At 62.8% G+C, this 25,423-nt stretch carries 29 protein-coding genes; 14 read left to right on the forward strand and 15 right to left on the reverse strand.

Annotated features, from left to right (window positions below):
- The first annotated feature begins 274 nt into the window (after window positions 1-274).
- The gene (locus QFZ88_RS06545; RefSeq protein ID WP_024927233.1) at window positions 275-610 is read left to right on the forward strand and encodes a hypothetical protein; all 336 of its coding nucleotides are present in this window, start codon (window positions 275-277) and stop codon (window positions 608-610) included.
- 354 nt (window positions 611-964) lie between these two features.
- Here the strand turns inward: QFZ88_RS06545 and QFZ88_RS06550 are convergent, their stop codons facing one another.
- Window positions 965-1,456, reverse strand: a complete 492-nt coding sequence (locus tag QFZ88_RS06550; protein ID WP_024925347.1) for a GNAT family N-acetyltransferase — start codon at window positions 1,454-1,456, stop codon at window positions 965-967.
- 34 nt (window positions 1,457-1,490) lie between these two features.
- On the reverse strand, window positions 1,491-2,594 hold the full coding sequence (locus QFZ88_RS06555; RefSeq protein WP_036255226.1) for a lytic transglycosylase domain-containing protein: 1,104 nt from the start codon (window positions 2,592-2,594) through the stop codon (window positions 1,491-1,493).
- A 185-nt stretch (window positions 2,595-2,779) separates the two neighbouring features.
- On the opposite strand from QFZ88_RS06555, the gene QFZ88_RS06560 reads away from it, so the two are divergent.
- Window positions 2,780-3,373 (forward strand): methylated-DNA--[protein]-cysteine S-methyltransferase, encoded by a 594-nt coding sequence (locus QFZ88_RS06560; protein ID WP_051504783.1) that lies wholly within the window; start codon window positions 2,780-2,782, stop codon window positions 3,371-3,373.
- Between the two features lie 47 nt (window positions 3,374-3,420).
- Here QFZ88_RS06560 and QFZ88_RS06565 read toward each other — a convergent pair whose 3' ends face one another.
- Window positions 3,421-3,753, reverse strand: a complete 333-nt coding sequence (locus tag QFZ88_RS06565; RefSeq protein ID WP_036255237.1) for a hypothetical protein — start codon at window positions 3,751-3,753, stop codon at window positions 3,421-3,423.
- Between the two features lie 271 nt (window positions 3,754-4,024).
- On the opposite strand from QFZ88_RS06565, the gene QFZ88_RS06570 reads away from it, so the two are divergent.
- On the forward strand, window positions 4,025-4,234 hold the full coding sequence (locus QFZ88_RS06570; protein ID WP_024925349.1) for a cold-shock protein: 210 nt from the start codon (window positions 4,025-4,027) through the stop codon (window positions 4,232-4,234).
- Window positions 4,235-4,462: 228 nt separating this feature from the next.
- Here QFZ88_RS06570 and QFZ88_RS06575 read toward each other — a convergent pair whose 3' ends face one another.
- From QFZ88_RS06575 to QFZ88_RS06585, 3 genes are all read right to left on the reverse strand, one after another.
- Window positions 4,463-5,089, reverse strand: coding sequence for a glutathione S-transferase family protein (locus QFZ88_RS06575; RefSeq protein ID WP_024925350.1), 627 nt, complete (start codon window positions 5,087-5,089; stop codon window positions 4,463-4,465).
- Window positions 5,090-5,135: 46 nt separating this feature from the next.
- Entirely contained in the window at window positions 5,136-5,747 is a 612-nt protein-coding gene (locus QFZ88_RS06580; protein WP_024925351.1) for a glutathione S-transferase family protein, read from the reverse strand.
- 183 nt (window positions 5,748-5,930) lie between these two features.
- Window positions 5,931-6,830 carry an EAL domain-containing protein gene (locus QFZ88_RS06585; protein ID WP_024925352.1) on the reverse strand — a complete coding sequence of 300 codons (900 nt, stop codon included), beginning with the start codon at window positions 6,828-6,830 and terminating at the stop codon, window positions 5,931-5,933.
- A gap of 182 nt (window positions 6,831-7,012) precedes the next feature.
- On the opposite strand from QFZ88_RS06585, the gene QFZ88_RS06590 reads away from it, so the two are divergent.
- Window positions 7,013-8,215 carry a pyridoxal phosphate-dependent aminotransferase gene (locus QFZ88_RS06590; protein ID WP_024925353.1) on the forward strand — a complete coding sequence of 401 codons (1,203 nt, stop codon included), beginning with the start codon at window positions 7,013-7,015 and terminating at the stop codon, window positions 8,213-8,215.
- Between the two features lie 82 nt (window positions 8,216-8,297).
- Here QFZ88_RS06590 and QFZ88_RS06595 read toward each other — a convergent pair whose 3' ends face one another.
- Window positions 8,298-8,693 carry a (R)-mandelonitrile lyase gene (locus QFZ88_RS06595; protein ID WP_024925354.1) on the reverse strand — a complete coding sequence of 132 codons (396 nt, stop codon included), beginning with the start codon at window positions 8,691-8,693 and terminating at the stop codon, window positions 8,298-8,300.
- Window positions 8,694-8,880: 187 nt separating this feature from the next.
- Between QFZ88_RS06595 and QFZ88_RS06600 the strand changes: the two genes are divergently transcribed.
- A complete protein-coding gene (locus tag QFZ88_RS06600) occupies window positions 8,881-10,932 on the forward strand; it encodes an elongation factor G (protein WP_024925355.1) in 2,052 nt (683 codons plus the stop codon).
- Between the two features lie 827 nt (window positions 10,933-11,759).
- Window positions 11,760-12,263 (forward strand): methyltransferase family protein, encoded by a 504-nt coding sequence (locus QFZ88_RS06605; RefSeq protein ID WP_024925356.1) that lies wholly within the window; start codon window positions 11,760-11,762, stop codon window positions 12,261-12,263.
- Between the two features lie 49 nt (window positions 12,264-12,312).
- On the opposite strand, the gene QFZ88_RS06610 is transcribed toward QFZ88_RS06605, so the two are convergent.
- The gene (locus QFZ88_RS06610; RefSeq protein WP_024925357.1) at window positions 12,313-13,209 is read right to left on the reverse strand and encodes a LysR family transcriptional regulator; all 897 of its coding nucleotides are present in this window, start codon (window positions 13,207-13,209) and stop codon (window positions 12,313-12,315) included.
- A 55-nt stretch (window positions 13,210-13,264) separates the two neighbouring features.
- Window positions 13,265-14,239, reverse strand: a complete 975-nt coding sequence (gene trxB / locus QFZ88_RS06615; protein WP_024925358.1) for a thioredoxin-disulfide reductase — start codon at window positions 14,237-14,239, stop codon at window positions 13,265-13,267.
- Between the two features lie 258 nt (window positions 14,240-14,497).
- On the opposite strand from trxB, the gene QFZ88_RS06620 reads away from it, so the two are divergent.
- A complete protein-coding gene (locus tag QFZ88_RS06620; RefSeq protein ID WP_024925359.1) occupies window positions 14,498-14,986 on the forward strand; it encodes an Lrp/AsnC family transcriptional regulator in 489 nt (162 codons plus the stop codon).
- A gap of 51 nt (window positions 14,987-15,037) precedes the next feature.
- A complete protein-coding gene (locus QFZ88_RS06625; protein ID WP_024925360.1) occupies window positions 15,038-15,853 on the forward strand; it encodes a glycosyltransferase family 2 protein in 816 nt (271 codons plus the stop codon).
- Here the strand turns inward: QFZ88_RS06625 and QFZ88_RS06630 are convergent.
- From QFZ88_RS06630 to rfaE1, 3 genes are read right to left on the reverse strand one after another with little or no spacing between them, the layout of a single operon-like run.
- Complete coding sequence (locus QFZ88_RS06630; RefSeq protein ID WP_024925361.1) at window positions 15,837-16,436, reverse strand: D-glycero-alpha-D-manno-heptose-1,7-bisphosphate 7-phosphatase; 600 nt, start codon at window positions 16,434-16,436, stop codon at window positions 15,837-15,839. The two genes, QFZ88_RS06625 and QFZ88_RS06630, sit on opposite strands and share 17 nt — an antisense overlap.
- A complete protein-coding gene (locus QFZ88_RS06635) occupies window positions 16,433-17,017 on the reverse strand; it encodes a D-sedoheptulose-7-phosphate isomerase (protein WP_024925362.1) in 585 nt (194 codons plus the stop codon). Before QFZ88_RS06635 ends, QFZ88_RS06630 begins: the two co-directional genes overlap by 4 nt.
- A gap of 7 nt (window positions 17,018-17,024) precedes the next feature.
- Window positions 17,025-18,512 carry a D-glycero-beta-D-manno-heptose-7-phosphate kinase gene (gene rfaE1, locus QFZ88_RS06640; protein ID WP_024925363.1) on the reverse strand — a complete coding sequence of 496 codons (1,488 nt, stop codon included), beginning with the start codon at window positions 18,510-18,512 and terminating at the stop codon, window positions 17,025-17,027.
- Between rfaE1 and QFZ88_RS06645 the strand changes: the two genes are divergently transcribed.
- Genes QFZ88_RS06645 through waaC form a run of 4 tightly spaced genes read left to right on the forward strand, consistent with a single transcriptional unit; the run spans window position 18,511 to window position 21,543 of the window.
- Entirely contained in the window at window positions 18,511-18,648 is a 138-nt protein-coding gene (locus tag QFZ88_RS06645) for a hypothetical protein (RefSeq protein WP_161773052.1), read from the forward strand. The genes rfaE1 and QFZ88_RS06645 overlap by 2 nt on opposite strands.
- Window positions 18,648-19,595, forward strand: a complete 948-nt coding sequence (gene rfaD / locus QFZ88_RS06650) for an ADP-glyceromanno-heptose 6-epimerase (protein WP_024925364.1) — start codon at window positions 18,648-18,650, stop codon at window positions 19,593-19,595. The genes QFZ88_RS06645 and rfaD overlap by 1 nt, the downstream gene beginning before the upstream one ends.
- Window positions 19,568-20,575, forward strand: coding sequence for a lipopolysaccharide heptosyltransferase II (waaF, locus tag QFZ88_RS06655; protein WP_024925365.1), 1,008 nt, complete (start codon window positions 19,568-19,570; stop codon window positions 20,573-20,575). The genes rfaD and waaF overlap by 28 nt, the downstream gene beginning before the upstream one ends.
- Complete coding sequence (waaC, locus tag QFZ88_RS06660; protein ID WP_024925366.1) at window positions 20,572-21,543, forward strand: lipopolysaccharide heptosyltransferase I; 972 nt, start codon at window positions 20,572-20,574, stop codon at window positions 21,541-21,543. The genes waaF and waaC overlap by 4 nt, the downstream gene beginning before the upstream one ends.
- A gap of 54 nt (window positions 21,544-21,597) precedes the next feature.
- Here waaC and greA read toward each other — a convergent pair whose 3' ends face one another.
- From greA to QFZ88_RS06675, 3 genes are all read right to left on the reverse strand, one after another.
- Window positions 21,598-22,071 carry a transcription elongation factor GreA gene (gene greA / locus QFZ88_RS06665; protein WP_024925367.1) on the reverse strand — a complete coding sequence of 158 codons (474 nt, stop codon included), beginning with the start codon at window positions 22,069-22,071 and terminating at the stop codon, window positions 21,598-21,600.
- 273 nt (window positions 22,072-22,344) lie between these two features.
- Window positions 22,345-22,929 (reverse strand): tetratricopeptide repeat protein, encoded by a 585-nt coding sequence (locus tag QFZ88_RS06670; RefSeq protein ID WP_024925368.1) that lies wholly within the window; start codon window positions 22,927-22,929, stop codon window positions 22,345-22,347.
- Window positions 22,930-23,014: 85 nt separating this feature from the next.
- A complete protein-coding gene (locus QFZ88_RS06675; protein ID WP_024925369.1) occupies window positions 23,015-23,365 on the reverse strand; it encodes a DMT family protein in 351 nt (116 codons plus the stop codon).
- A 498-nt stretch (window positions 23,366-23,863) separates the two neighbouring features.
- On the opposite strand from QFZ88_RS06675, the gene QFZ88_RS06680 reads away from it, so the two are divergent.
- Complete coding sequence (locus tag QFZ88_RS06680; RefSeq protein ID WP_244431126.1) at window positions 23,864-24,409, forward strand: extensin family protein; 546 nt, start codon at window positions 23,864-23,866, stop codon at window positions 24,407-24,409.
- 129 nt (window positions 24,410-24,538) lie between these two features.
- Entirely contained in the window at window positions 24,539-25,351 is an 813-nt protein-coding gene (locus tag QFZ88_RS06685) for an extensin family protein (RefSeq protein WP_024925371.1), read from the forward strand.
- Window positions 25,352-25,423 lie beyond the last annotated feature (72 nt).

A 25,423-nucleotide genomic window follows, 5' to 3' on the forward strand; every position in this document is an offset into this window, starting at 1 on the left:
GCTAACGGTGGCGCTGTCTGGTGACGAGCCCTAAGTCCGGGCCCTGGAAAAACCCGGCTGCCGCGAATGGCGGCTTTGAGGTCCGAAGTCTGCCGTCGCGAATGACGGCGAGGTCGGTCCGGGGCAAGAACACTGGCGGGGCGCCCGGAAGGCGCCACGTACTGTTTGCTAAGAGGCACCGACCCGGCGCCCCGCTTCCCACCCCTTTTTCAACGGCCAGACGCGAAAGCGGGCGTGGCGGCGACGGGCCGCGCGCTTACCCGGGAGTTCGACAATGCCGAGAGACGATTATTACGACGATCTGTGGAAGAACCTGGAGACGCCGGGCTACATGCACGAGTTTCTGTCCAACAATAACCCCTTCGTGCTGGCGCTGTTCACCCGCGCGGCGCGCATGACCTTCACGCGCGACGGCGCGCCGAAATCCTGCCCCAACAAAACCTGCCGCAAGAGCGGCCAATGCCACATCATTTTGCGCCACAAGGCCACCAACTGCACCAGCAGCGTCGGCATCAGCCAGCGCGCGGCGGACGAATTCAAGGCGATCCTGCTCTACCTGATCGACATCGGCTCCAACCCGCCGGAGATCGACTATGGCAGGCGGGAGTGAGAAATGGTCCGCGTTAGCGGACGAAAAGCCAATTGCTTGGCTTTCGAGTTTCGAACGCCCGAAGCGACAGCGAAGGGCCGGAGTGATGCCGCCCCCGGCCCTCGGCTATGGCCTTAGGCGTTCGAGCCCTTGGGAAGGTCCACCGGACCGCCCCCTGCCCCTCGTAAACTCGGGGCGTTAGCGGACCGCCCCCAGCCCTCGGCTACTGCCTCGGGCGTTCGAGCCCTTTGGAAGGTCCACCGGACCTTCCAATTCGCCTGCGGCGAACCGCTTCCCGGCCCCTCGTAAACTCGGGGCGTTCGAAGCTCGAAAAGCCAAGCAGTTGGCTTTTCGTCCGCTGAAGCGGACCGCTTCTCACCCCGCCCAGTCCACCTCGACCATGCCGTGGCGGCGGTAGAGGCGGATGGCGTTGGCGTTTTCGACCACCATCGTCTTCAGGTCGACGCGGGCGGCGCCCCGCGCCTTGAAGGTGGCGAAGACGTGCAGCAGCAGCGCTTCGGCCAGTCCGTTGCGCCGCGCGTCGGGGTGCACGGCCAGATATTTGAGATAGTCGCTGGTCCAGCACAGCGCCACCGCCGCCAGCCGCCCGTCGGGGCCGTCCACCACGAACCACAGCGCCGGGTCGTATTCGGCGTCGCTGGAATGCAGCGCCCACCAGAGGTCGAAATTCTCTTCTTCCTTCGCCAGCGTCTGGGTGAGCAGCGCATGCACGGCGCGCGCGTCGGCTGCCTGGAAGGGGCGCAGCGTAAAACCGTCGGGCCAGGCCGGCGCCGCGACCTCCTCCGCCAGCGAACGCCGCAGGCGGATGCCGACGTCGTCGGTCTTGTCGATATGGTGCTGGGTCATCGGCCGCTCATCCCTGCCGCTGGCCGTGTCCGGCTCAGGCGTCCGGTTCGGGCTTGCGCTTGCGGTCGCGGCCAAGGCCGGTCTCTTCGAGCAGGCCCTTGCGCTTGGCGTCGTAATAATAGCCGGTCTGGTAAAGCCGGTCGGCGCGCTTGTAGTCGCCATTGGCAACCAGGAAGGCACCGCGCAGATATTTCACCGCGTATTTCAGATTGGTCTCTGCGTCGAACAGGCCCTTGGGCGCGCCGCCGTAACCCATGCCGCGCGCGGTGGCATGCTTGATCTGCATCAGCCCCCAATGGCCATTGTTGTAGGCGCGCGGGTTGAAGGTCGATTCGCGCTTCACCACCGAGCGTACCAGTTCGATCGGCACCTCGTAGAGCGCAGCGTATTTGGCGATCAGCCGATCGACCTCGCCACGGCCCGCACCGGCCGGCGCCGGCGTTTCGGCCTCGGGTTCCGGCAGCGTGAGGTAGATCGGCACCGGGCCGGAATAGGCGATCGGCTGCACACCGGGCAGCGCCTTGGCGGCTTTCGGCGTGGCGGGTGCGGCCGGGAAGACCAGGCTGGTGGCGGCGGAGGCAACGATAACCGGCGCCGGCTTCAGCACCGGCTTGGGTGCCGGCAGATTGCCGCCCATGCGGGCCGAAAGCGTGCTGACGCGGCCGGACGTTGCGGTGGAAGTCGCGGGCTGGGCTGCGGCCTGGGCCGCCGTCGGCTGGGCAGCGCTTGCCGGATTGGCGTGAATGGCGGTCGCGGAGGCCGGTGTAGCGGCTGCGGTCGCAGCAGCCGGGACGGCTGCCGCTGCTACGGCCGTGGAATTGGCGAGACGGGCGCTGGTGCCGGGCGTGGTCGCCAGCGTTGCTGTGGCCTTGGCGGCTTCCTGCGGCGTCGGGCCGGCAAAGGCAGCACCCGCAGCTTCAGCCGGAAGCGCCGCGAACTGCACCGGAGCGAGCCCCGAGGATTCGGGCAGCACCGACACCTGCTCGGGCAGTGCCAGCGCAAAGCCGGCATCGCTCTCGGCGGTCGACGTCGTGGCTGGAGCCAGGGCCGGCTTCACCGCGGTGGTGGATGTGCAACCGGAAACGCCGGCCGCTGCCAGCAGAATACCGATCGACAGGGTGTGGGCTGTTGTTCGCAAGCCGCGCTCTGTTCATGCAAATCGTTAAATGCTCATTACACCACCGATTTTGGTCGGGCAACCTCGAGGGGAAATGGTTTTCGGGTGGCGAAAAGCCGCGAAACATGCCAGATTGTTCATGATTTGTACTGTTTTGCGTCGGTTTCTTCCCTGGAAGCCACGCTGGAAATGGAAGGAACCGCATCATGCAGACCGCCATTGAAAAGACCGTTGCTACAATACCCGGCCATGCCATCTTCGAGACGGCGATGGGTTTCATGGGCATCGCCTGGAACGAACGCGGATTGATCCGCCTGTGCCTGCCGCAGTCCAGTCGCGAAAGCCTGGAACGCCGGCTGCTCAGGCTGGAAGCCGTGCCGGGCAAGCATTTCGATGAGAACACAGCGCCGGGCTGGGTGGCCGAACTGATCGCCTCGATCAAGGCCTACGCGGCCGGCGAAACGGTCGATTTCTCGAAAGTGCCGGTCGATCTCGACGGCGTCGACGATTTTCGTCTTGCCATCTACGACGCCGCCCGCAAGCTGGCCTTCGGCGAAACCACCACCTATGGCGAACTGGCGAAACGCGCCGGCCATACCGGCCTGGCGCGCGAGACGGGGGCGGCGCTCGGCGCCAATCCGGTGCCGCTGGTTATCCCCTGCCATCGCATCACCGCGGCCGGCGGCAAGATCGGTGGCTTCTCGGCTCCGGGCGGCTCCAACACCAAGGAAAAGATGCTGGCGATGGAAGGCGTCCACGTCGGGCCGCCGCCATCAAAGCAGGCTTCGTTCGGGTTCTGAGCAGGCATATGGCCACTGACGCTCGAAAAAGCGCGCCGGGCGAACCGTTAGTCGAACGGCGTGATCATGCGGCGGAAGCGGCGGTCGTTGTCGGGCCGCTTGCATTTGAACACCGGACAGGAACTGGTGTCCGCGCTCGGCACATAGGCGCGGCTGCGCACCTCGCCCATGTCGCAGAAGCGAGCGCTGGCTACGTAGCGGTCATAGAGCGGCAGGTTGGGATTGTGCTTGGAACGATAACGCAGGATGACGGCGCCCTCGCGGGTAACCAGCGCCTGCACCCGGTCGCAGCTCATGCGGGTCGGATCGTAGCGCGAGATCGCCCCGGCTTCGGCGGCCACCAGGGACAGACAGGCGGCAAGCAGGATCGTCTTTTTCATGGCCTCCTCCGGCGTGAAGCGCGCAAGCCGCCAGATTACGCCGCCGTCCTGCATCTCGCCAGTCTGGCGGTGCACTGCATTGACGATTGAACAACACCACCTTGTTTTTGGAGAAAAAGTCGCTTATATGCGTGGCGTTGATATTTGGGCCGATTGACCCCATGCCTCGCGATACCCGCGTTTGCTCCCGTCTTTCTCCAAAATCTCGATACCAACGGCCGGATAGGGTCCGGTCTGAAGAAAACGCAAGTGAATGTGAAGGAACATCGATATGGCAACTGGAACGGTCAAGTGGTTCAACGCCACCAAGGGCTTCGGTTTCATTCAGCCTGATGCCGGCGGCGCGGACGTTTTCGTCCACATCTCCGCTGTGCAGCGTGCTGGTCTGACCACCCTGGCTGATGGCCAGAAGATCAGCTACGAGATCGAGCAGGACCGCCGCACCGGCAAGTCCTCGGCTGGATCTCTGTCGGCAGCCTGATTTGGCGCAAGGCGCGCGCCGGGCAATAGCCCGGGGCGCGCGGCAAGTCACGGATGTACTGGCAGTCGCGCGAGAAGCGCGCCGGAGCATGAAAGGCAAGACAGGCTGAAGCGGCAGATTGCCGCCAGCGTCACCCAGAATGCTCCGGGTCAGGCTAGCAGACATTGGAAAGGCGGGATTTATCCCGCCTTTTTGTTTTTTCCCATCGACCTTCGAAGCGATCGCCGCTCAGGCCGGCGCCACGAACTCCTGGGCGATCGCCTTGAAGACCGGCATCGCCTCGAGCTTTGCCGCATGCGCCGCCAGCTTCGGAAATCCGGACATCGACACCAGCCCCGGATGCGCGTCGTTAACGAAACGCAGCGCCGCTCCCACCGCGATATCGGCATGGCCAATGCGGTCGCCGAACCAGAATTCATGTCCGCGATCCGCCAGATCGCTTTCCAGCGCGGCGAGTACGCCAGCGATCTGCGTCCGGCACCGCTCCGCCCACAGGCCGGAAACATCGGCATGCAGGCGCTTTTCGTAGAACAGGCTCACCGCCTTGTCGGCCATGCCGGTCGCAAGTGCCGCCACCTTGAGCGCCTTGCGCCGCAACGGCTGCGCGCGCGGAAACATCGCCTCCTCGGCCGGCACCAGGCTGTCGAGGTAATCGAGGATGAGATGGCTTTCGATCAGCACTTCGCCATCGTCCAGCACCAGCGTCGGCACGCGGGTCAGCGGATTGTAGGGCCGGATCTTGTCGGCGTCGCCAAAGGTCGCCCAGGGTCTGTGCTCGAAGGGAATGCCGTAGAGCGTCAGCGCGATGCCGACCCGCCGCACGAACGGTGAATCATATTGCCCGATCAGGATCATGAAGTCGCCTTCCCGCAATCAATGGCGCGGCCCATGTTGAATTGTCTCACGGCAGCCATTCGATCGGGACGTGGCCGGGATCGGCCTCAACGCGCTTGAGCCATGCGCCGACGGCCGGATAGACCTTGAGATCGAAGCCGCCGAACTCGGCCGTATGCGTGTAGGCATAAAGCGCGATATCGGCGACGCTGTAGCTGTTTCCTGCAAAGAACGGGCTCTGCCGCAGTCGCTGCTCCATCACGCCAAGCGCCTTGTTGCCGCGCTCCAGCGTCGTTGCGAGCCGTTCCGGCGTTGCATCCTTGGCCCGCTCGGGAAAAGTCAGCAACGCCTTGCGCACGGCGATATAGGGTTCATGGCTGTATTGCTCGAAGAACAGCCATTGATAGGCAAGCGCCCGCTCGTAGCGATCGGCGGGCAGGAACCGCGTGCCTTCGGCAAGATAAAGCAGGATCGCATTGGATTCGGCGATGCGCCTGCCATCGTCCAGTTCGAGCAGAGGCACCATCGCATTCGGGTTCTTGGCGACAAAGTCCGGTTTTCTCGTCGCACCGTTGTGCGAGGAGACTTCGACATTGGTGAAGGGCAGACCAAGCTTGGCCATCAGAAGGCGCGGCTTGTAGCAGTTGCCGCTGTCGATCATGCCGTAGAATATTGTCATCGCGCTTCCCCGGAAAGCACCCCTTTGCCGCAGCCAGGGTACATCATCCAGCGATTTCTTTTGCTGTATTTCGATCAGCGACAGTGATGCATTCGCTTAACGGCGCCGCTCTCGATTCCCGCGCAATTCGTGCAAAGAGCGCGTGAGGGTCGGCCAACAGGCGCTTGCGGCACATGTCGTCGATTATTGGATGATGCGCTTGCCGAAGGTTTTGCCTGGGCGCGCCGGCGGGGACGGCCCGTTGCCGTCAGGTTCCGGAGACGGCTGGTGGTGCGCTTCCAGGGCCTGCATGGTCCTGGTCAGTGCACGGAAACTGGTCGGCGCGATCTCCGGTTTGGCCAGCACGTAGCCTTGCACCATGGAGGCGCCCGATTTCTCGGCGAGATCGAGCTGCCAGCTTTCCTCGATGCCTTCGAAAACCGTTCGGATGCCTCGCCCTTCGAACGCTTCGACCATCGTCATCAGCAGGGCAAAACCCGCGCCGGATTCCATCAACTGGGTGATCCAATGAGCGTCGAACTTGACGATGTCGGGCCGCAGTTCCTTGATACGGTTGATGTCGGAATCGTCGGCGCCGTAGTCGTCCACTGCGATACGAAAGCCGTTCGTCCTCAGCGCTTCGACGAAATTGGAGAGCGCCTCCTTCGAGGCCGAGCGTTGCTCGGTCACCTCGCAGACGACACGCTGTGGGTCGATGCCGGCTTCGTGCAGCACAAGCCGCATTTCGCGCAACGCGCTTTCGGACACGGCCCTGTCGATGAAAACCGAAGGGTCGAAATTGATGAAGATGGAGCTTTCCTCCGGCAGGCTGACGCCGACATTGAGCAAATGCAAGGTGCGGGTGAGCGCTTCGATATGCAGCCGATCCGCCGGCGGGCAATTGGCGAAGAACGCGCTGGGCGACTGCAATTCGCCGTCGCGGAAAGGCCGGATCAACCCCTCGAAGGCGACGACGACAAGCTTGCCTTCCTGGAACGCGAAGATGGGCTGGAAGGCGCTTTTTAAAGTATACGGGCCCCAGACACCGGTCGAGGTACCATCATCGTGACGGATGACATGGGCTAACCCGATGCTGCGCGACACAGTCCCTCGCTTCACGACCTGCAAGAACCCGGCAAATCTACTCACCAAGGTTTTACCGCGCGTTAATATATTCGAATGCGCTTACGGGTCTCTGGCTTATCAAACGAAGCTTGCGCTTGTTTTGCCGATACGACAATACAAGCGCCGCTGCCGTCTTGGCTGCTGCCCAATGGAGATATGTCATGGCCTTCCTCGCCGATGCCCTTTCCCGCGTTAAGCCTTCCGCGACCATCGCGGTCACGCAGAAAGCGCGCGAGCTGAAAAATGCTGGCCGCGACATCATCGGCCTGGGCGCGGGCGAGCCGGACTTCGATACGCCCGACAACGTCAAGAACGCGGCCATCGAAGCGATCCGCCGCGGCGAGACCAAATACCCGCCGGTTTCGGGCATCGCGCCTCTGCGCGACGCCATCGCCAAGAAGTTCAAGCGCGAAAACAATCTCGACTACAAGCCGGAGCAGACGATCGTCGGCACTGGCGGCAAGCAAATATTGTTCAACGCCTTCATGGCCACGCTCAACCCGGGCGACGAGGTCGTCATCCCCCGCCCTTACTGGGTCAGCTATCCCGAAATGGTGGCGATCTGCGGCGGCACCCCGGCCTTTGCCGAGACCAGCATCGACAACGGCTTCAAGCTGACCGCCGCTGCGCTCGAAAAGGCGATCACGCCGAAAACGAAATGGCTGGTGATGAACTCGCCGTCCAATCCGTCCGGCGCCGCCTATAGCGAGGCCGAACTCAAGGCCCTGGCCGAGGTGCTGCTGAAGCACCCGCAGGTCTGGATTTTGACCGACGACATGTATGAGCATCTGACCTATGGCGATTTCGTCTTCAAGACCATCGCCGAGGTGGAGCCGCGTCTCTACGAGCGCACGCTGACCATGAACGGCGTCTCGAAAGCCTATGCCATGACCGGCTGGCGTATCGGCTATGCCGCCGGCCCGCTGCCGCTCATCAAGGCGATGGACATGATCCAGGGCCAGCAGACATCCGGCGCCTGCACCATCGCGCAGTGGGCGTCGGTGGAAGCGCTGAACGGCCCGCAGGATTTCGTGAAGAAAAACAAGGCGATCTTCCAGGCACGTCGCGATCTGGTCGTGTCGATGCTGAACCAGGCACGCGGCATCACCTGCCCGTCGCCGGAAGGCGCCTTCTATGTCTATCCGTCCTGCGCGCAGCTGATCGGCAAGAAGACCGCCGCCGGCAAGGTGATCGATACCGATGAGACGTTCTGCTCCGAGCTGCTCGAGGCGGAAGGTGTGGCGGTGGTGTTCGGCTCGGCTTTCGGCCTCGGCCCGAACTTCCGCATCTCCTACGCAACCTCCGAAACGCTTCTGGAAGAGGCCTGCACGCGCATCCAGCGCTTCACCGCAAGCCTGACCTGAAAACGGCTACCATGATGCAATGATTGAAAAAGCCCGGTCCTGGACCGGGCTTTTTGTTTGGGCAGCGGTCGGGCCGTCGGCCTTAGCCGCCATACTGCTCGTCGCTCACCGGTTCCAGCCAATCGACCGGCGAGCCGTTGAGCGCTTCCTGCATGGCGATATGGGTCATCGCCGTCTTCGGACCGGCGCCGTGCCAGTGTTTCTCGCCAGGCTCGAACCAGACAGTGTCGCCGGCCCTGATCTCGCGGATCGGCCCGCCCGAACTCTGAACAAGTCCCGCTCCGGAGACGACGTAAAGCGTCTGGCCGAGCGGATGCGTGTGCCAATGCGTGCGAGCACCCGGCTCGAAACTGACCGAGGTTGCGCGCAGCCGCGCCGGCGCCTCGGTCTCGATGATCGGATTTTGCGTCACCCGCCCGGTGAAATAGGCATTGGAGGCGATGATTGTCGGCACGCTGCCGCAAGCGATGATTTTCACCGGCGTTCTCCTTCTGAAACCAGCCCGAGCGCCTTTGTCGGTCATCCGCGCCCGATCGTCACCTATTTTCCTTGCCCTGCCTCCTAACCCATGTTTCGATGATCTCCGGCAGGTGGCTAACCGACCTGCCTGCGACGGCCGACAGGCCGGCCGCCGCTCTCAGCGAAATGCCTGAGTGGAGGTCAGCATGGGTAATCGCGCCGGAGGACGACGCTCGGGACCGAAATGCATCGCCATAGTCGGTCCCTTCGCCAGCGGTAAGACGACACTTCTCGAAGCCATTCTCGCCCGCACGGGCGCCATTCCCAGGCAGAACCCGGTCTCGTCCGGCAACACCGTGTCGGATCATTCGCCGGAAGCCCGCTCGCACGCCATGAGCGTCGAAGCCACTTTCGCATCCACCGAATTCATGGGCGACCAGCTCACCTTCGTCGATTGCCCCGGCTCCATCGAATTTGCGTTCGAGGCCGAACCCGTGCTCGCTGCATGCGACATCGCGGTGGTCGTGGCCGAGGCAGACGAGAAGAAGATTCCGGCTCTCCAGCTCATCATGCGCAAGCTCGACGAACTCGGCGTGCCGCGCATCCTGTTCCTCAACAAGGTCGACAAGGCGATAGCCGGCGTGCGCGAAACGCTGAAGATGCTGCAGCCGACCAGCTCCGTGCCGCTATTGTTGCGCCAGATTCCGTTGCGCAAGGACGGGGTCGTCATCGGCTCGATCGACCTCGCTTTGGAGCGCGCCTACATTTATCGCGAATATGCCGAAAGCGAGGTCGCTGAAATCCCCAGCGACGACAAGGCGCGCGAGATCGAGGCCCGCTTCTCGATGCTGGAAACGCTGGCCGACCACGACGATCAGCTGATGGAGCAACTGCTTGAGGAGATCGAACCGCCCCGCGACGCTGTCTTCGACGACCTGGCCGCGGATTTGCGAACCGGCGCGGTGACGCCGGTGCTGATCGGCACCGCCGAAAAGGGCAATGGCGTTCTGCGCCTCCTCAAGACCATCCGCCATGACGCTCCCGACATCGACGCGACCCGCAAGCGCCTCGGTGTGCTCGATGGACCGGCAGCGATCGTGCAGGTGATGAAGACCATCCACACCGCCCATGGCGGCAAGCTGTCAGTCTCCCGCATCCTGTCGGGGCAAGTGGCCGACAGCGCCGAGCTCTTCCTGCCCAATGGAAACACGGCGAAGATTTCCGGCATCTACCGCATGTTGGGCAAGGACCAATCGAAACAGCCGTCGGCCAGGACCGGCGACACGGTCGCGCTGGGCAAGCTCGACGAAGTCCGCACCGGCGAGACCCTGACCTCCGCCAAGGGTGGCGCCAAACCGCTCGCGGCGCTCGCCGCGCCACGGCCGGTCTTTGCCTTTGCCCTGCGGCCCAAGGAACGCAAGGACGATGTCAAAATGTCGGCCGCCATCCAGCGGCTTGCCGAGGAGGATCCCTCGCTCAGCGTCAGCCACAACCAGGATTCGGCCGAGACAGTGCTGTCGGGACATGGCGAGATGCATCTGCGGGTGGTGCGCGAACGTCTGGAAGGCAAGAACCAGATCCAGATCGAGGGCCACGCCCCCGCAGTGCCGTATCGGGAGACAATCCGCAAATCCGTACAGCAGCGTGGCCGCCACAAGAAACAGTCGGGCGGCCACGGCCAGTTCGGCGACGTGGTGCTGGAGATCAAGCCGTTGCCACGCGGCACGGGTTTCCAGTTCACCGACACGATCACAGGCGGTGTGGTGCCGAAGACCTACATCCAGTCGGTGGAGACGGGCGTACGCGACTATCTCAAGGGCGGGCCGCTCGGCTTCCCCGTGGTCGACGTCACCGTGAACCTGTCGGATGGTTCCTACCACGCGGTCGACTCGTCCGACATGGCCTTCCAGATGGCGGCCAAACTCGCCATGAAGGAGGGCATGGCGGCCTGCTCGCCCGTACTGTTGGAGCCGGTCATGAAGGTCGAGATCGTCACGCCATCGGATGCGACGGCCAAGATCATTGCCCTCATTCCGCAACGTCGTGGCCAAATCCTGGGATACGACGCCCGCTCCGACTGGCCGGGATGGGATGTGGTGGAGGCGACAATGCCGCAGGCTGAGATCGGTGACCTCATCATCGAGCTGCGCTCGGCGACCGCCGGCGTGGCCAGCTATACGGCAACCTTCGATCATATGGCCGAATTGACCGGGCGCCTGGCCGACGAGGTCATGAACTCTAACGGCAAGGCAGCCTGAGGAATACCGGCTGCCTTCGGGAAAAGCCGTTTGGCTGGGCCACAAGGCTTGCAGCGTTGAACAAAAAACGGCGCTCCGATTGCGGGGCGCCGTTTTTCTGGGACCGCTTCGTCTCCGGGAGGAAACCTCAAGTCCGCCGCCTGGCCCCGGCGGCCGCCACACCGGGAAAAATAGGACTGGACGCGGCCGTTGCCAGAGCCCGACTGTTCGGAAGATGCCCCCATCCCCGAACAATCCACACCGCGTCCTGGGTATGTGCATAGTCGCTAATTCGCGTCGACTGCATGTTACCTGATGTTACATGTCACCGTTACACGGCGGATGAATAGCGCTTGGGCAGCCGATTTCCGAAACCGCCGCGCGCTGGACCAGCTGGCGACGGTGGATGGTGCGGCACTATTGGTCGGGAATGGGGCTCGATGCTGAAAGATCGCCGCGAGGGCGTATCCTGCTTCAGAAAACAAAAAAGCCGGATCGCGAAGACCCGGCTAAGTTGAATGGAAGTGCCCGTTAGGGCTAAACCTCCAGAGGGGAACACTCGAGGGCGCTAATGGGAGGAGAACGCGCCCAGGAGATGACTGATATATGGGCGTATCCTGCCCAAGAAACAAGCACTCATTTTGCAACGCACACATGCAAAAAGGCACAGGCTGTGGTCCAACGCGCATTTCTTGGCCATAGGGCCAGAAAAGCAAGCATATTGCACAATGATTGTCGTGCTGCGCTGCAAACAACGTCGATCAGGCATGCCAACAGCGCGGACCGCTGCCATCGAAACAGGCATCATATGGGCTAGCCCTTTCGCGGCCCAATGCACGGGGATTGTCATGAAGACCAGAGCTTCGGCGGTGGCGGGCAGTGCCGTCTTCTTCCTGCTGGCACCGTGCATCGTAGCTGGTGTGTTGCCTTGGCTGGTCCTCGACCGTTACAGGATGCCCTTCTCAGGCTTCCTGCCTCAAACCCTGCTCGGCGCGCTGCTGATCATCACGGCGATTGCCGTGCTGGTTCATTGCTTTGCCCGTTTTGCCCTCGAAGGCTCCGGCACCCCTGCCCCGATCGCGCCGACCGAAAAGCTGGTCGTTGGCGGTGTCTACCGCTTCGTCCGCAACCCGATGTATGTCGCGGTGCTGTCGATCATTGTCGGCCAAGCGATGCTCTTCGCCAGTTGGGCCGTCCTTCTCTACGCGATCGTCGTGGCGGTGGCGGTAGGGTCTTTTGTTCGCCTTTACGAAGAACCGACCCTGGCAAGGCGTTACGGCGCCCAGTACGAAGCCTATCGGCGCGCCGTTCCCGGCTGGCTGCCACGGCTGACGCCATGGCAAGGCGGCTGAGCGCCGCCGGCACCCAATCTGCCGAAACGGGAGCTGAACCAGCTTGCCTTCAATATGACCAGTTGCGAGCCTTCGCGATGATGAAGTCGCGGAACACATGCAGCTTGGCCTGATTCTTCATCGCATCGGGATACGCGAAGTAGGTGTCGAAGGACGGTACTTCGGTTTCCGGAAGAAGCTGCACCAGACCGGCATCCTTGCCGATGACATAGTCGGGCAGCATGGCGATGCCTGCGCCGCCCTGGACGGCGCGCTTGATCGACAGGATGTCGTTGATCTGCAGCGTCGGAACGCGCTGGCCGCTTTCGAAATCGCCGACCGTCTCCAGCCAGTTGAGCTCCGAAAGATGTGTCGGCACCGGCACGCCGAACGTGACGATGCGGTGGTTTTTCAACTCGGCCACGGAGGCCGGCTTGCCATATTTGTTCACATAGGCCGGCGAGGCGTAGAGGTGGAAGTGGACCGTGAACAGGCGCCGCTGGATCAGATCCGGCTGCTGGGGCTGCCTGAGCCGGATGGCGCAGTCCGCCTGCCGCATGGTCAGGTCCAGCTCTTCATTGGCGAGGATGAGCTGGAGGTGGATTTCCGGGTAGAGGTCGATGAATTCCTGCACCCGATCGGTCAACCAGCCGGCCCCAAGACCGACCGTGGTCGTCACGCGCAGAATGCCGGATGGCCGATCCTTGGACTCCGCCAGCCTTGTCTTGATCGATTCCAACTTCATCAGCACGTCGTGCGCCGTGCGAAACAGCATCTCGCCCTGTTCGGTCAGCACCAGCCCGCGGGCATGGCGATGGAACAGGGGCACGCCGACATCGTGTTCCAGCGCGCTGACCTGCCGCGAAATGGCCGATTGTGAAAGATGCAGTGTCTCGGCCGCATGCGTGAAGGAGCCAGCCTCCGCTGCGGCGTGAAACACGCGAAGTTTGTCCCAATCCAGCGCCATGATTCCCCTCGTTTTCGTTTTGGCGTCTGAAGAAAGATTTCGGAGATTTTGCGGCTTACTCCGCCGCTTCCCGATGTACCTCTATGCCCGCGAGATATTTCTCGGCTTCGAGCGCCGCCATGCATCCCATACCCGCCGCGGTCACCGCCTGCCGATAGATATCGTCGGTGACATCGCCGGCCGCGAAGACGCCCGGAATATCGGTGCGCGTCGAATCCGGCGCGGTCCACAGATAACCATTCGACTTCTGCTTGAGCTTGCCGGCGAACAGTTCGACCGCCGGCGCGTGACCGATCGCCACGAACACGCCATCGACCTTGAGTAGGCTTTCCTGACCGGTGACGGCGTTGCGCAGCTTCAGTCCTTCGACCGAAGGCGGCAGCGGTGTCTTCCCGGGGCGGCCGGTGATCTCGTCCACCACCGTGTCCCAGATGACGCGGACATTATCCTTCTTCATCAGGCGTTCGCGCAGAATGCGTTCCGCCCTGAACTCGCTGCGACGGTGAATGACCGTAACCGACTTGGCCAGATTGGCCAGATAGAGCGCCTCTTCAACAGCGGAATTACCGCCGCCGACCACGGCGACGTCCTTGCCGCGATAGAAAAAGCCGTCGCAGGTGGCGCAAGCCGACACGCCAAAGCCCATGAAAGTCTGCTCGGAAGGGATGCCCAGCCACTTGGCCTGCGCACCGGTGGCGATGATCAGCGTATCCGCCGTGTAGGTCGTGCCGGAATCGCCCTTGGCCACGAAGGGGCGAACATCCAGGTTCACCTCGGTGATAATGTCATTGACGATGTCGGTACCGACGTGTTCGGCCTGCTTCAGCATCTCGCTCATCAGCCACGGCCCCTGCACCGGCTCGGCAAAACCCGGATAGTTCTCGACATCCGTGGTGATCATGAGCTGGCCGCCCTGCTGCAGGCCCGCGACCAGCATCGGCTTCAGCATCGCCCGCGCCGCGTAGATGGCAGCAGTGTAGCCGGCCGGGCCGGAGCCGATGATGAGAACGGGCGCGTGCTTGACGGTCATGAAACGGCCTTTTGCGAAGGACGGCCGCATGGCGCGGCCGAAACGAGCGGCAATTGTTGCCGCAATGTAAGTGCTGGCCCCTTCCCCAGCAAGGACGTGCGACAAGTGTCCCCATAATGCTGAATACACGATGCGGAACCGGATGCTTGTGGTTAACCCCCGGTGAATATCGAAATTTCCTTTTCGCAGGGATGGCGCGACCCGCAAACTCGTTTAATGACGATGTCGCGAAACATTCTTGCGCAGCGGACAGCGACCATGCCGATCAAGGCCGATCTCGACGCCATCGACTGGAAGATATTGCGCGAGCTGCAAAAAGACGGCCGTATGACCAATGTCGAGCTTTCGCGCAGGGTCGGCATTTCCGCCCCTCCCTGTCTTCGACGCGTCAAGCGACTGGAGGAAAGCGGCATCATCCGCGGCTATCGCGCCTTGCTGAATGCGCCCGTGCTCGGCATGGATGTCGTGGCATTCTGCCTCATCGGTCTGCATCATCAGGCCGATGCGGAACTCAAGGCCTTCGCCGAACGTACCCGCAGCTGGCCCATCGTTCGCGACGCCTGGATGGTATCGGGGGAATCCGACTTTCTGCTACATTGCGTTACCAGCGACCTCGCCACCTTCCAAAGTTTCGTGATCGAGGAACTAACCTCCACGCCGAATGTTGACACGGTGCGGACCGCATTGACCATCCGCCAGGTCAAGGACGAAGGACTGGTTGAAATCGGCGCGGCGCACCAAACATAGGGAAAGTGCCGGCCGCAAGGCATTATCCGACCTTCTCTCAGATTGTTTCAGATGTCCCGATTTCAAGCTCCCGTTTCCGCGCTCATCATTTGCAAGAACGAAGTCGGCATGATCGCCGACTGCCTGGAAAGCGTCGACTTCTGCGCGGAGATCGTCGTCGTGGATTCGGGATCGACCGACGGCACGCTCGAATGCATCGAAAGCTTTGCGGCGAAAGGCTTTCCGATCCGTCTGATCCGCAATGAGTGGCCTGGTTTTCCGCAGCAGCGGCTCTTCGCACTCACGCACGCTACCCAGCCCTGGTGCCTGAGCATCGATGCCGATGAGCGCGTCGATACCGAGTTGAAGCAGTCGATCATGGAAGCGACACAGAAGGGCGATGACGCCGTCAACGGCTGGTACGTCCGCCGCCGCGATTGGATCAACGGTTACGGCTATGCCCATCGGTGGGTTGCCCATAACCGCATCTTTCGGCTCTTCCGGCGCGACAAGGCATCGGTCGACCTCTCCCGCCGCGTGCATGAAACCTACAAGGTCCCTGGCGAGACAGCCCTGATTCAGAAAGGCACATTGCTCCACCGCCGCCCGACGTCGGTTGCGAACGAGTTGAGCCGCACGAACGCCTATTCGTCGCTCAAGGTCGAAGCCCAGATGGAGCAGGGAGACGAGCCGAGCATGTCGCGCCTCGTGTTCTCACCCTGGGTCAATTTCCTCAAATTTTACGTCGGCAAGCGCTATTTTCTCTGCGGCCGCCACGGCTACGTCCATTCTGCGATGGTGTTTCTCTATTCTTATGTGACCGAGGCGAAGCTGTTCGAAGCGCGCGACTCCAGCTCCAATGGCAGCTCGGTCAAAGCCGGCGAATAGTTTCCATTTCGGCGATCGCGGCCTGTTCCGCGCTGACCGCGCCGCCCACCAGGAATATTTTCGACAGCCCCGCCCGACGCCCGGCTTCAGCATCGGCTTGCTTGTCGCCGACCACAAGCGAATGTGCCAGATCGACCTTCAAAATCTCGGCCGCCCGCAGCAACATGCCCGGATTGGGCTTGCGCATCGGGTGATCGGCCACGCCGAGCAGTCCGTTGCCTGCTTCGTGATAGGCGCACGCCAACACCAGGTCGACCGAGCAATGCCTTGCGTGCAAAAGCTCCAGCACGCGACCATTGACCGCCGCGAATTCAGCCCAGCCGAAATAGCCGCGCGCGATGCCGGACTGATTGGTTACCACGACGACCGGAAGCCCGACGCTGTTGGCGGTCTGGATGACCGGCACGATTTCTTCGCGCAGAACGACCTGTCCGGCATTGCTCGGATAGCCGGTATCGACATTGATGGTGCCGTCGCGATCGAGAAAGAGGGCCGGCTCGCCCGACGGAAAGACGGTGTCGCCGACACGCTCCACCCACAGCCCCGGCTCGGCGAGCGGGAACCGGACAGCGTCTTCCGTCATCGGTTGTCCGGGCTGGCGCTGAGGCGGATTTCCACCTCCTCGCACAGATAATGGTAGAGGCAGATGTGGCCTTGCTGGATGATCGGCGTCGAGGTCGAAGGCACGTTGAGCAGCACATCGCAGAGCGGCTTCAGCTTGCCGCCGGTATCGCCGGTCATGCCAATCACGGTCATGCCCATCGTTCGCGCCTGTTCGGCCGCTGCCAGGATGGATGGCGAATTGCCACTGGTCGAAATCGCCAGCAGCACCGCACCTTGCGCACCATGCGCTTCGACCTGGCGCGAAAAGACAGTGTCGAAACCGTAGTCGTTGCCCCAGGCGGTCAACACCGCGGCATTGGCAGGCAGCGCAATGACGTTATAGGCCTTGCGCTCTTTCAGGAACCGCCCGACCAGTTCGCCGGCGATGTGGATCGCATCGCTGGCCGAACCGCCATTGCCACAGATCAGAAACGCCTTGCCCGATGACAAAGCGGTTACGACCGCATCGGTCGCCCGTTGCATTTCGGCCGAAAGATCGCGTTCGACCATGGCGGTGATCGCGGCGGCCGAACGGTCGAGGTAGTCATTCAGATTGGACATGAAGCTCTCAGTTTCCTGTGCCGGCGCGCAGTTTGCCGATTGTGCCGGTGGTACTCTTTCCCGCGACGAGATCGACCAGGACAACGCGCCCGCCCGCTTTCTGCACCACCTCTGCACCGACCACCTGGTCGATCGTATAGTCCGCGCCCTTGACCAGGATGTCGGGTAGCAGCGTTTCGATAAGCTTCAGCGGCGTATCCTCGTCGAAGACCACGACGGCATCGACGGAAGCGAGCGCCGCCAACACGCAAGCGCGGTCGTGCTGATCGTTGACGGGCCGGTTCGGTCCTTTCAGGCGCCGCACCGAGGCGTCGCTGTTCAGGCCGAGCACCAGCCGATCGCACTGGCTGCGCGCGGCATGCAGCAGGCTGACGTGCCCGGCGTGCAAAATGTCGAAGCAGCCGTTGGTGAAACCCACCGTCAGCCCCTCTTCCTTCCAGGTCGCCACCAGCCGCTGCGCGGCGGCGGCGTCGAGGATGGCGTCCTTGTGAATGGCGCCGTGCGAGCGGAACAGCGCGCCGGTCAATTCGTCGGCGGTCAGCCGCGCCGTGCCGCGTTTGCCGACGACGACACCGCCGGCGGCATTGGCAATGGCCGCCGCTGCGGCGCGGTCGGCCCCGGCGGCCAGCGCCAGCGCGAAGGAGGCGATCACGGTGTCGCCGGCGCCGGAGACGTCGAACACTTCCCGTGCCTGCGTGGCGATATGGCGAGCCGATCCGGCATCGACCACGCTCATGCCCTTTTCGCTGCGCGTGGCGACGACAAAGTCAAAGCCGTTCGCGGCGATCAACTCGCGCGCCGCAGCCACGATCTCATCGTCGGCGAACACGGCGCGTCCCGCCGCCTCGCCCAGTTCCTTGCGGTTCGGCGTGACAGCGGTCGCACCGCGATAGGGTGAATAGTCCCGCCCCTTCGGATCGACGAGCACCGGCTTGCCGGCCTCGCGGCAAATCGCGATCAATTCCGCGGCCACGCCGTCGAGCAGAACACCCTTGCCGTAGTCGGAGAGGATGACGATGTCCGCGCGCTCGAGCGCTGCGCGAAAATGCGCGACGAGCTCCTTGCGCTCCGCCGCATTGGGTGCGCGGACCTCTTCCTCGTCGAAGCGCAGAACCTGCTGGTTAAGCGCGCTGAACCGGCTTTTCGAGGAGGTCATGCGTTCGCGCGTCTGCCCGATCCCTGTGGCATCGACGCCGAGTTCCTCGAACATGCGCATGACGTTGCGGCCCGCCGCGTCATCGCCGAGCACCGAGACAGGAACCGCCCGGCCACCCAGCGAAACGATGTTGGAGACGACATTGCCGGCGCCGCCAACGGCCAGCATCTCGCCGCGCCCGTGCAGAACCGGGATCGGCGCTTCCGGTGAGATGCGCTCGATGACGCCATTGACGAAGCGGTCGAGAATGAGGTCGCCGACGACCAGGACGGTGACATCGGCGAACCGTGCAATCGCGCGGTGGAGGATTTCGGGAGAAGACAGGTGCAACTCGCTCATGGCGAAGCGGATATACCGCAAACCCTGTCTGCGCAACTGCGGCGCCGCCAGCACGACCGGCAAGGCAAGCCGTGTCGACAGCTTCGCCGGCCTCTCTTATAAGAGCCTCGATCCGCTCACCAATTCGAGGCCCTGATGATCATCGTAACCGGTGGAGCCGGCATGATCGGCTCCAACATCGTCGCCGCGCTCAACGCGGAAGGCCATGACGACATCCTCGTCGTCGACGACCTGACCGACGGCCACAAGATCGTCAATCTGGCCGACCTCAGGATCGCCGATTACCTCGACAAGGACGAATTCCTGCCGCTCATTGAGGCCGGGAAACTCGGCTTCGTCGAAGCCGTCTTCCATCAGGGTGCCTGCTCGACGACCACCGAGTGGAACGGCAAGTTCATGATGGACGTGAACTTCACCTACTCGAAACGACTGCTGCACGCCTGTCTGGGCTCACGCGTGCCGTTCCTCTACGCCTCCTCCGCATCCGTCTACGGCGGCGGCTCTGAGTTCCGCGAGGAAGCCGAGTTCGAGCGCCCGCTCAACGTTTATGCATGGTCGAAGAAACTTTTCGACGACTATGTGCGCCGCAACGTCGGTCCCAGCCATTCGCAGGTTGCGGGCCTGCGCTATTTCAACGTTTACGGCCCGCGCGAGCGGCACAAGGGCACGATGGCTTCGGTCGCCTTCCACCTGTTCAACCAGGTCGGGCGTGGCGAAAACCCGAAGCTGTTCGGCGCCTATGACGGGTTTGGTCCCGGCGAGCAGAGCCGTGATTTCATCCACGTCGGCGATGTCGCCGACGTCAATCTCTGGCTCTGGAAACGCGGCGTCAGCGGCATCTTCAACTGCGGTACCGGCCGCGCCCAGCCTTTCCGCGCCATAGCTGAGACGGTCATCACCTCGCTCGGCAAGGGGAGCATCGAATATATCGACTTCCCCGATCATCTGAAGGGCAGCTACCAGAGCTTCACGCAAGCTGATATGTCCCGCCTGCGCGCAGCCGGCTACAATGGCCAGTTCCGCGATGTCGAAACCGGCGTGAAAGACTATGTCGAATGGCTGAAAGCCCGACGATCCTCGTGATCGGCCCCCGCTGGGTGGGCGACATGGTCATGGCGCAGTGCCTGTTCTCGGCACTGAAGCAGCTTTATCCAAACGCCGGCATCGACGTGATGGCGCCTGCCTGGGCCGCTCCGCTGGTAGGGCGCATGCCGGAAGTTCGCCAGCAGATCGAAATGCCGGTACCGTCCGGCAAGCTGGAGCTTGGCGTGCGCCGCCGCTTCGGCCGCATGCTCAAGGGCCGCTACGACATGGCCTATGTTCTGCCCGGCAGCCTGAAGTCGGCGCTTATCCCGTTCTTTGCAGGCATCCCCAAGCGCGTCGGCCATCTGCGCGAGATGCGCTACGGCCTGCTCACCGACATCGTGCCGCTGCCCGAGAAGCAGAAACGCCGCACGGCGCATGGGTTCTTTTCGCTGGCGCGTGGTGGTTCCTTCCAGGCTCCGAAGCTGACCGTGGATGGCGCGAACCAGGCGGAACTCCTCGCTCGCTACGGGCTTGTTGAGGGGGCGTTCGTGGCAATGATGCCGGGCGCCGAGTTCGGGCCGGCGAAGCGTTGGCCGAGCGCTTCCTATGCCGGCCTTGCCCGCGCCATGATGGCGAAAGGGTTGCGGGTGGCGCTGTTCGGCTCCAGGAACGATAGCGCCGTAACGGCAGAAATCGCCGAGTTGGCTCCCGGATGTGTCGATCTGGCCGGCAAGACGCAGCTGGTGGACGCCATCGACCTGATCGCGGCGGCAAGGCTCGCTGTATCCAACGACAGTGGGCTCATGCACGTCGCGGCCGCCGTCGGGACGCCGGTCGTTGCAGTCTATGGCTCGACTTCGCCCGAAAACACGCCTCCGCTGGCCGAGCGGCGCGAGCTGGTATGGCTGCAGCTTTCCTGCTCGCCGTGTCACAAGAAAGTCTGCCCGCTCGGCCATATGAATTGCCTGAACACCCTCGATGTCGAACGTGTGTTGCAGGCCGCCGACCATCTGATCGATGCGCCGGCCGCCGCATGAAAGTGCTGATCGTCAAGACGTCCTCGATGGGCGATGTGATCCACACCTTTCCCGCCGTTCAGGACGCGTTGAACGCACGACCCGACATGTCCTTCGATTGGTGCGTGGAAGAAGCCTTCGCCAACATCGTTGCACTCCACCCCGCGATCGGTACCATTCACAAGGTTGCCCTGCGGCGCTGGCGGAAGCAGGTCGTCTCCTCCAACACCTGGCGCGAGGGCGCCGCGCTGCGCCACGCATTGCGCGCCGGCCACTACGATCTCGTTCTCGATGCTCAAGGCTTGCTGAAATCTGCCTTCGTGGCGAAGCTCGCCGGAGCACCGATCGCCGGCTTCGACAAGGCGAGCGCGCGCGAACCCTCGGCAACCGTCTTTTACGACCAGCGCTATGGCGTGCCCCGCGACATGCATGCCATCGAGCGCACCAGGCGCCTGTTCGGCCTGGCACTTGGTTACGAGCCGGACCTGTCGACGCTCGATTCCGGCATCGTGGTGCCGCCCGGCGCGCCCTTGGCGCAGGCAGAGCGAACCGCGATCCTGCTGCACGGAACCAGCCGCGAGGACAAGAAATGGCCGATGCAAGACTGGATCGAAACGGCCCAACTTATGGTCGCCAGCAGGTTCTCTCCGGTTACCACTTGGTCAAATGACAAGGAAAGAACCGTGGCGGAGGCGATCGGCAATGCCGTGCCGGAAACGCTGGTGGTGCCGAAATCGCCTCTGTCGGATGTCGCGCGCCTGATCGGCGGCGCGACGCTGGTTGTCGGCGCGGACACGGGTTTGACGCATCTTGCCGCAGCCTTTGGATTGCCGACGGTTGCCATCTTCCTGACCACGGAGCCGGGGCTGACCGGACCGCGTGGCCCCTTTGCCTCGACATTGATCGCAGGCGAAAACGGACGCGTCACGCCTCGGGCCGCTTTCGAGGAAGCGGCCAGGCTGCTGGCTTTGAAAGACGGGCGAGCCTGACCGTTCAGGCGCCCCGGCGAGCGGGATCGCTACACCGGGGGAAATCCGAAAAACTCAGACGAAACGGACCTCTACGATCTCGTAGCCGCGGGCGCCGCCTGGCGCGTTGACCTCGATGGCATCGCCAACGGCCTTGCCGATCAGCGCGCGGGCAATCGGTGAGGAGATCGAAATGCGGCCCGACTTCACGTCGGCTTCCTGGTCGCCGACAATCTGGTAGGTCTTCTCTTCCTCGGTATCCTCGTCGACAAGCACGACGGTGGCGCCGAATTTGACCTTGTCGCCGGTCAGCTTGGAAACGTCGATGATTTCGGCGCGGGCAACCAGATCCTCGAGTTCGCTGACGCGACCCTCATTGAGGCTCTGCTGCTCTTTTGCGGCGTGGTATTCGGCGTTTTCCGAAAGATCGCCATGCGAGCGCGCCTCTGAAATCGCCTCGATGATGCGCGGCCGCTCTTCTTGTTGGCGCCAGCGCAACTCTTCCCTGAGCGTCGCAAAACCTCCGCCTGTCATCGGCACTTTGTTCATCGTTTCACCTTTCATGCCGCCAGCCCCTCAACGGGGCAGACCGTGTCGCTGGGTGCAAAAAGAAAACGGTCCGGCAGCCTCGGACTGACGGAACCGTGTCACCTCAGATTCCCGGAATATAGCAAGCTTGCGGCGATTTTCACGTCAAAAAAACAACGCCGACGATTTGGGGATACCGCGGCGCCCATGGCACCGCAGCCAAGAACTCGCCTGTTTCAGAGATAGGTAAATGCCGGCCGCTCGCTGACAGCCGGCATTCAAAACCGGTGGGCTTCAGCTGCGTTCGTAGTGCTCGATCTGCTCCGAAAGCATGCCGTATTCGCGAGACGTCTTGCCTGTGCGCTTTTCGATCTCGCCAAGCTGCGCGCGCGCTCCGATGATATCGCCCATCTGCAGCCGTGCCTCGCCGAGATATTCGCGCACCAGCGTGTAGTCGGGGTTCTGGCGCAATGCTTCCTCGTAATAACCGAGGCCGACAACGACGCGGCCGGACTTGCGGTGCGAATAGCCGAGATAATTGAGGATGCGCGGGTCTTTCTTGTTCTCGGCGAGCGTCAGCACGGCGATCGCCTCGTCATAGCGACCTGCCATGGCGAGATCGTGCCCCGCCTGGTAGATGTTATTGTCATCCAGCATGCCCTGCTTGGGCAGCACGCATTTCTTGGACTTGGTGTCGTAGACCTCGCCCTTCTTCTTGCATTTGGCGGTTGTCTCGGCGCTACCGCCTCCGCCGCTGCTCGCGCCACCGCTGGTGCCGCCTCCGCTCCCGCCACTCTCGCCAGCGGCGTAGACTTGGGCGACAAGGAACGGCAGCGAGACCAGTGCAGCCGCCGCATGGATCAGAAGTCGCTTTTGCATGGGAATTCCTCCTGGCGTTTCGATCAGAACGATAACGCCGGGGCAGCTCGAATTCATCCCATCCGTTCGTTGGGCATCCAGATTGTCATCCCTTGAAGATGAAGGCGGCACCGCCGGCGATCAGCGCAAAGCCGATCGCATGGTTCCAGGTCAGCGATTCCTTCAGATAAAACACCGAGAACACCGCGAAGACCGTAAGCGTGACGACCTCCTGTATCGTCTTCAGTTCAGCCGCTGAATAGATCTGGCTGCCGATGCGGTTGGCCGGCACCGCAAACCAATATTCGAAGAAGGCGATCATCCAACTCGCGATCACCGCGATCCAGATCGGCGAGGTCTTGAACTTGAGATGGCCGTACCAGGCGAAGGTCATGAAGACGTTCGAGGCGACAAGCATCAGGATCGGCAGGAAGCGAGGCGACAGAATCTGGGACATTTTGGGAAAACCGGCAAAAAGGAGGGAACCGCATTTCAAGCTGTTGGCGTTGGCAGTCAACATCTCTCGAAGACACTGACGGCCAATCTTCCGCGACAGAGCGGTAACCCATTGTGATCGCCAACTTCCCTTCGCTCCGCAACCGATGCGGATGGCATTCGTTTGCAACCGGCCATGCTGTCGAAACGGACATTGTCGCCAATCGCAATAGCGTTGCTTGCCGCAGCTGCGGCATCGCAAGGCGATCTGCTTTGGGCCAAGCCCACACAGCTGCCGTCCCGGGCTCCGGTGCCGGAGATCAATCGCGACGCCTCGGAACCAACACCTCCCGCGGCGCCCGACATACCGCTGCCGCAGCCCAAGCCGAGGGAAGCCGACACATCGCCCACCCTGCCCCCAAAACCGTTCCAGGGCCCAAGCCCGCCGCCGGGATGGACGAAACAGCCCAATCCTCCGGCCACCCCGGACCCGCGTTCCGCGAACATAGCCGAGGACAAGATGCCCGCGGACGAATTGGCCTGCCGCGAGCGGTTGAAGGCGCTGGGCGCCGAATTCTCAGACCGGCCGCCGGAGCGCGACACCGCGCTAGGCTGCTCGGTGCCCTACCCGCTCACCCTTCGCAAGGCAGGAGGGTCGATCGAAATCACACCGGCGGCCGAACTCAATTGCGCGATGGCGGAAACGCTGTCCCGCTTCCTCATCGATGTCGTCTCGCCGGCAGCGCAGGCCGAACTCGGCGCGGCGCCGATATCGGTCGCACAGGCTTCCGGCTATGTCTGCCGGCCACGCAACGGCAGCACGAAACTCTCCGAACACGGCTTCGGCAACGCCCTGGACATCGCCAGCCTCACACTTGCCGACAACACGGTGGTTGAAGTCGACGGCGCACGACCCGAAAAGCAGGCAAGATTGCTTGATCGCGTGCGCCAGGCGGCCTGCGGGCCTTTCAAGACCGTGCTCGGCCCCGGCAGCGATGCCGACCACGCCAAACACCTGCATCTGGACCTGGCGCCTCGCCGCAACGGCGGCACTTTCTGCCAATGAGCGCAGGCCGCGACGGAGCCGCCGCCGCATTTCCACCACAGCCGTAAACCGCGCCGCTGAGCTTTCCTTTACCCTTGCAGCGTAAAACACGCTGGCTGGGAGGGGATTGCCCAACGGACGGGAACGACGATGGCTGGAAAACTGCATGCCATGCGGAGCGCCGCGCGGCCGAAGCGCGCCCCGTGGACGACACCCGGCCGCCTTGTGGCATTGTGCGTCGTGGCTGTGGCTTCAGCCTGCACCACCGGCGACGTCTTCGAATTGAAGCCTGCCGTGGATGTCGGCTCCACGACCGCCGCCCTGCCGAAAACGTCCGGCCTGCAAAGCCTCGTCCCTTCCAACCCCTACATGACCGCTGCCTATCCGCGCATGGATGAGCCGATGTCGCCGGTCGAGCAGTTGTCGGCGGAAGAGGTCGATTGCCGACAGGAATTGAAGCGGCTTGACGTGGCCTATACCGACCTCGCACCGATCCGCGAAGGGCAATGCGGCATCGAGCATCCGGTGAAAGTGACTGCGATCGGCAGCGTGCAGATGAAGCCGGCAGCGACATTGAGCTGCAACATGGCGGCCACCTTCGCTGCCTGGACAGAGAAGGAGCTCGTTCCGACTGCACGCTGGCGCTACTTCTCCGGCGTCAAGACCATCCATCAGGGATCGAGCTATTCCTGCCGCAGGATCGCCGGTGAAGGCGTTCTTTCCGAGCACGGCAAGGGCAACGCGCTCGATGTGATGAGCATCGAATTGAACAATGGTGAGGATATCGACGTGCGCAAGCCCGGCTGGTTCGCCTTCCGCACCAGCGGCTTCCTTGATTCCGTGCGCTCCGACGGCTGCGACTACTTCACCACGGTGCTCGGCCCCGGCTACAATTACGACCACCGCAACCATTTCCATTTCGACGTCAAGAACCGCAAGAACGGCTATCGCGCCTGCCGCTGAGGCGGCGCGTCCGATCAAGTTCAACATACATTGGACAAAACAGAGCTCGCCGCTTTTCGAAGCCCCCTTCGA

The organism is Mesorhizobium sp. YL-MeA3-2017, from assembly GCF_030814575.1.
Lineage (GTDB): Bacteria > Pseudomonadota > Alphaproteobacteria > Rhizobiales > Rhizobiaceae > Mesorhizobium > Mesorhizobium terrae.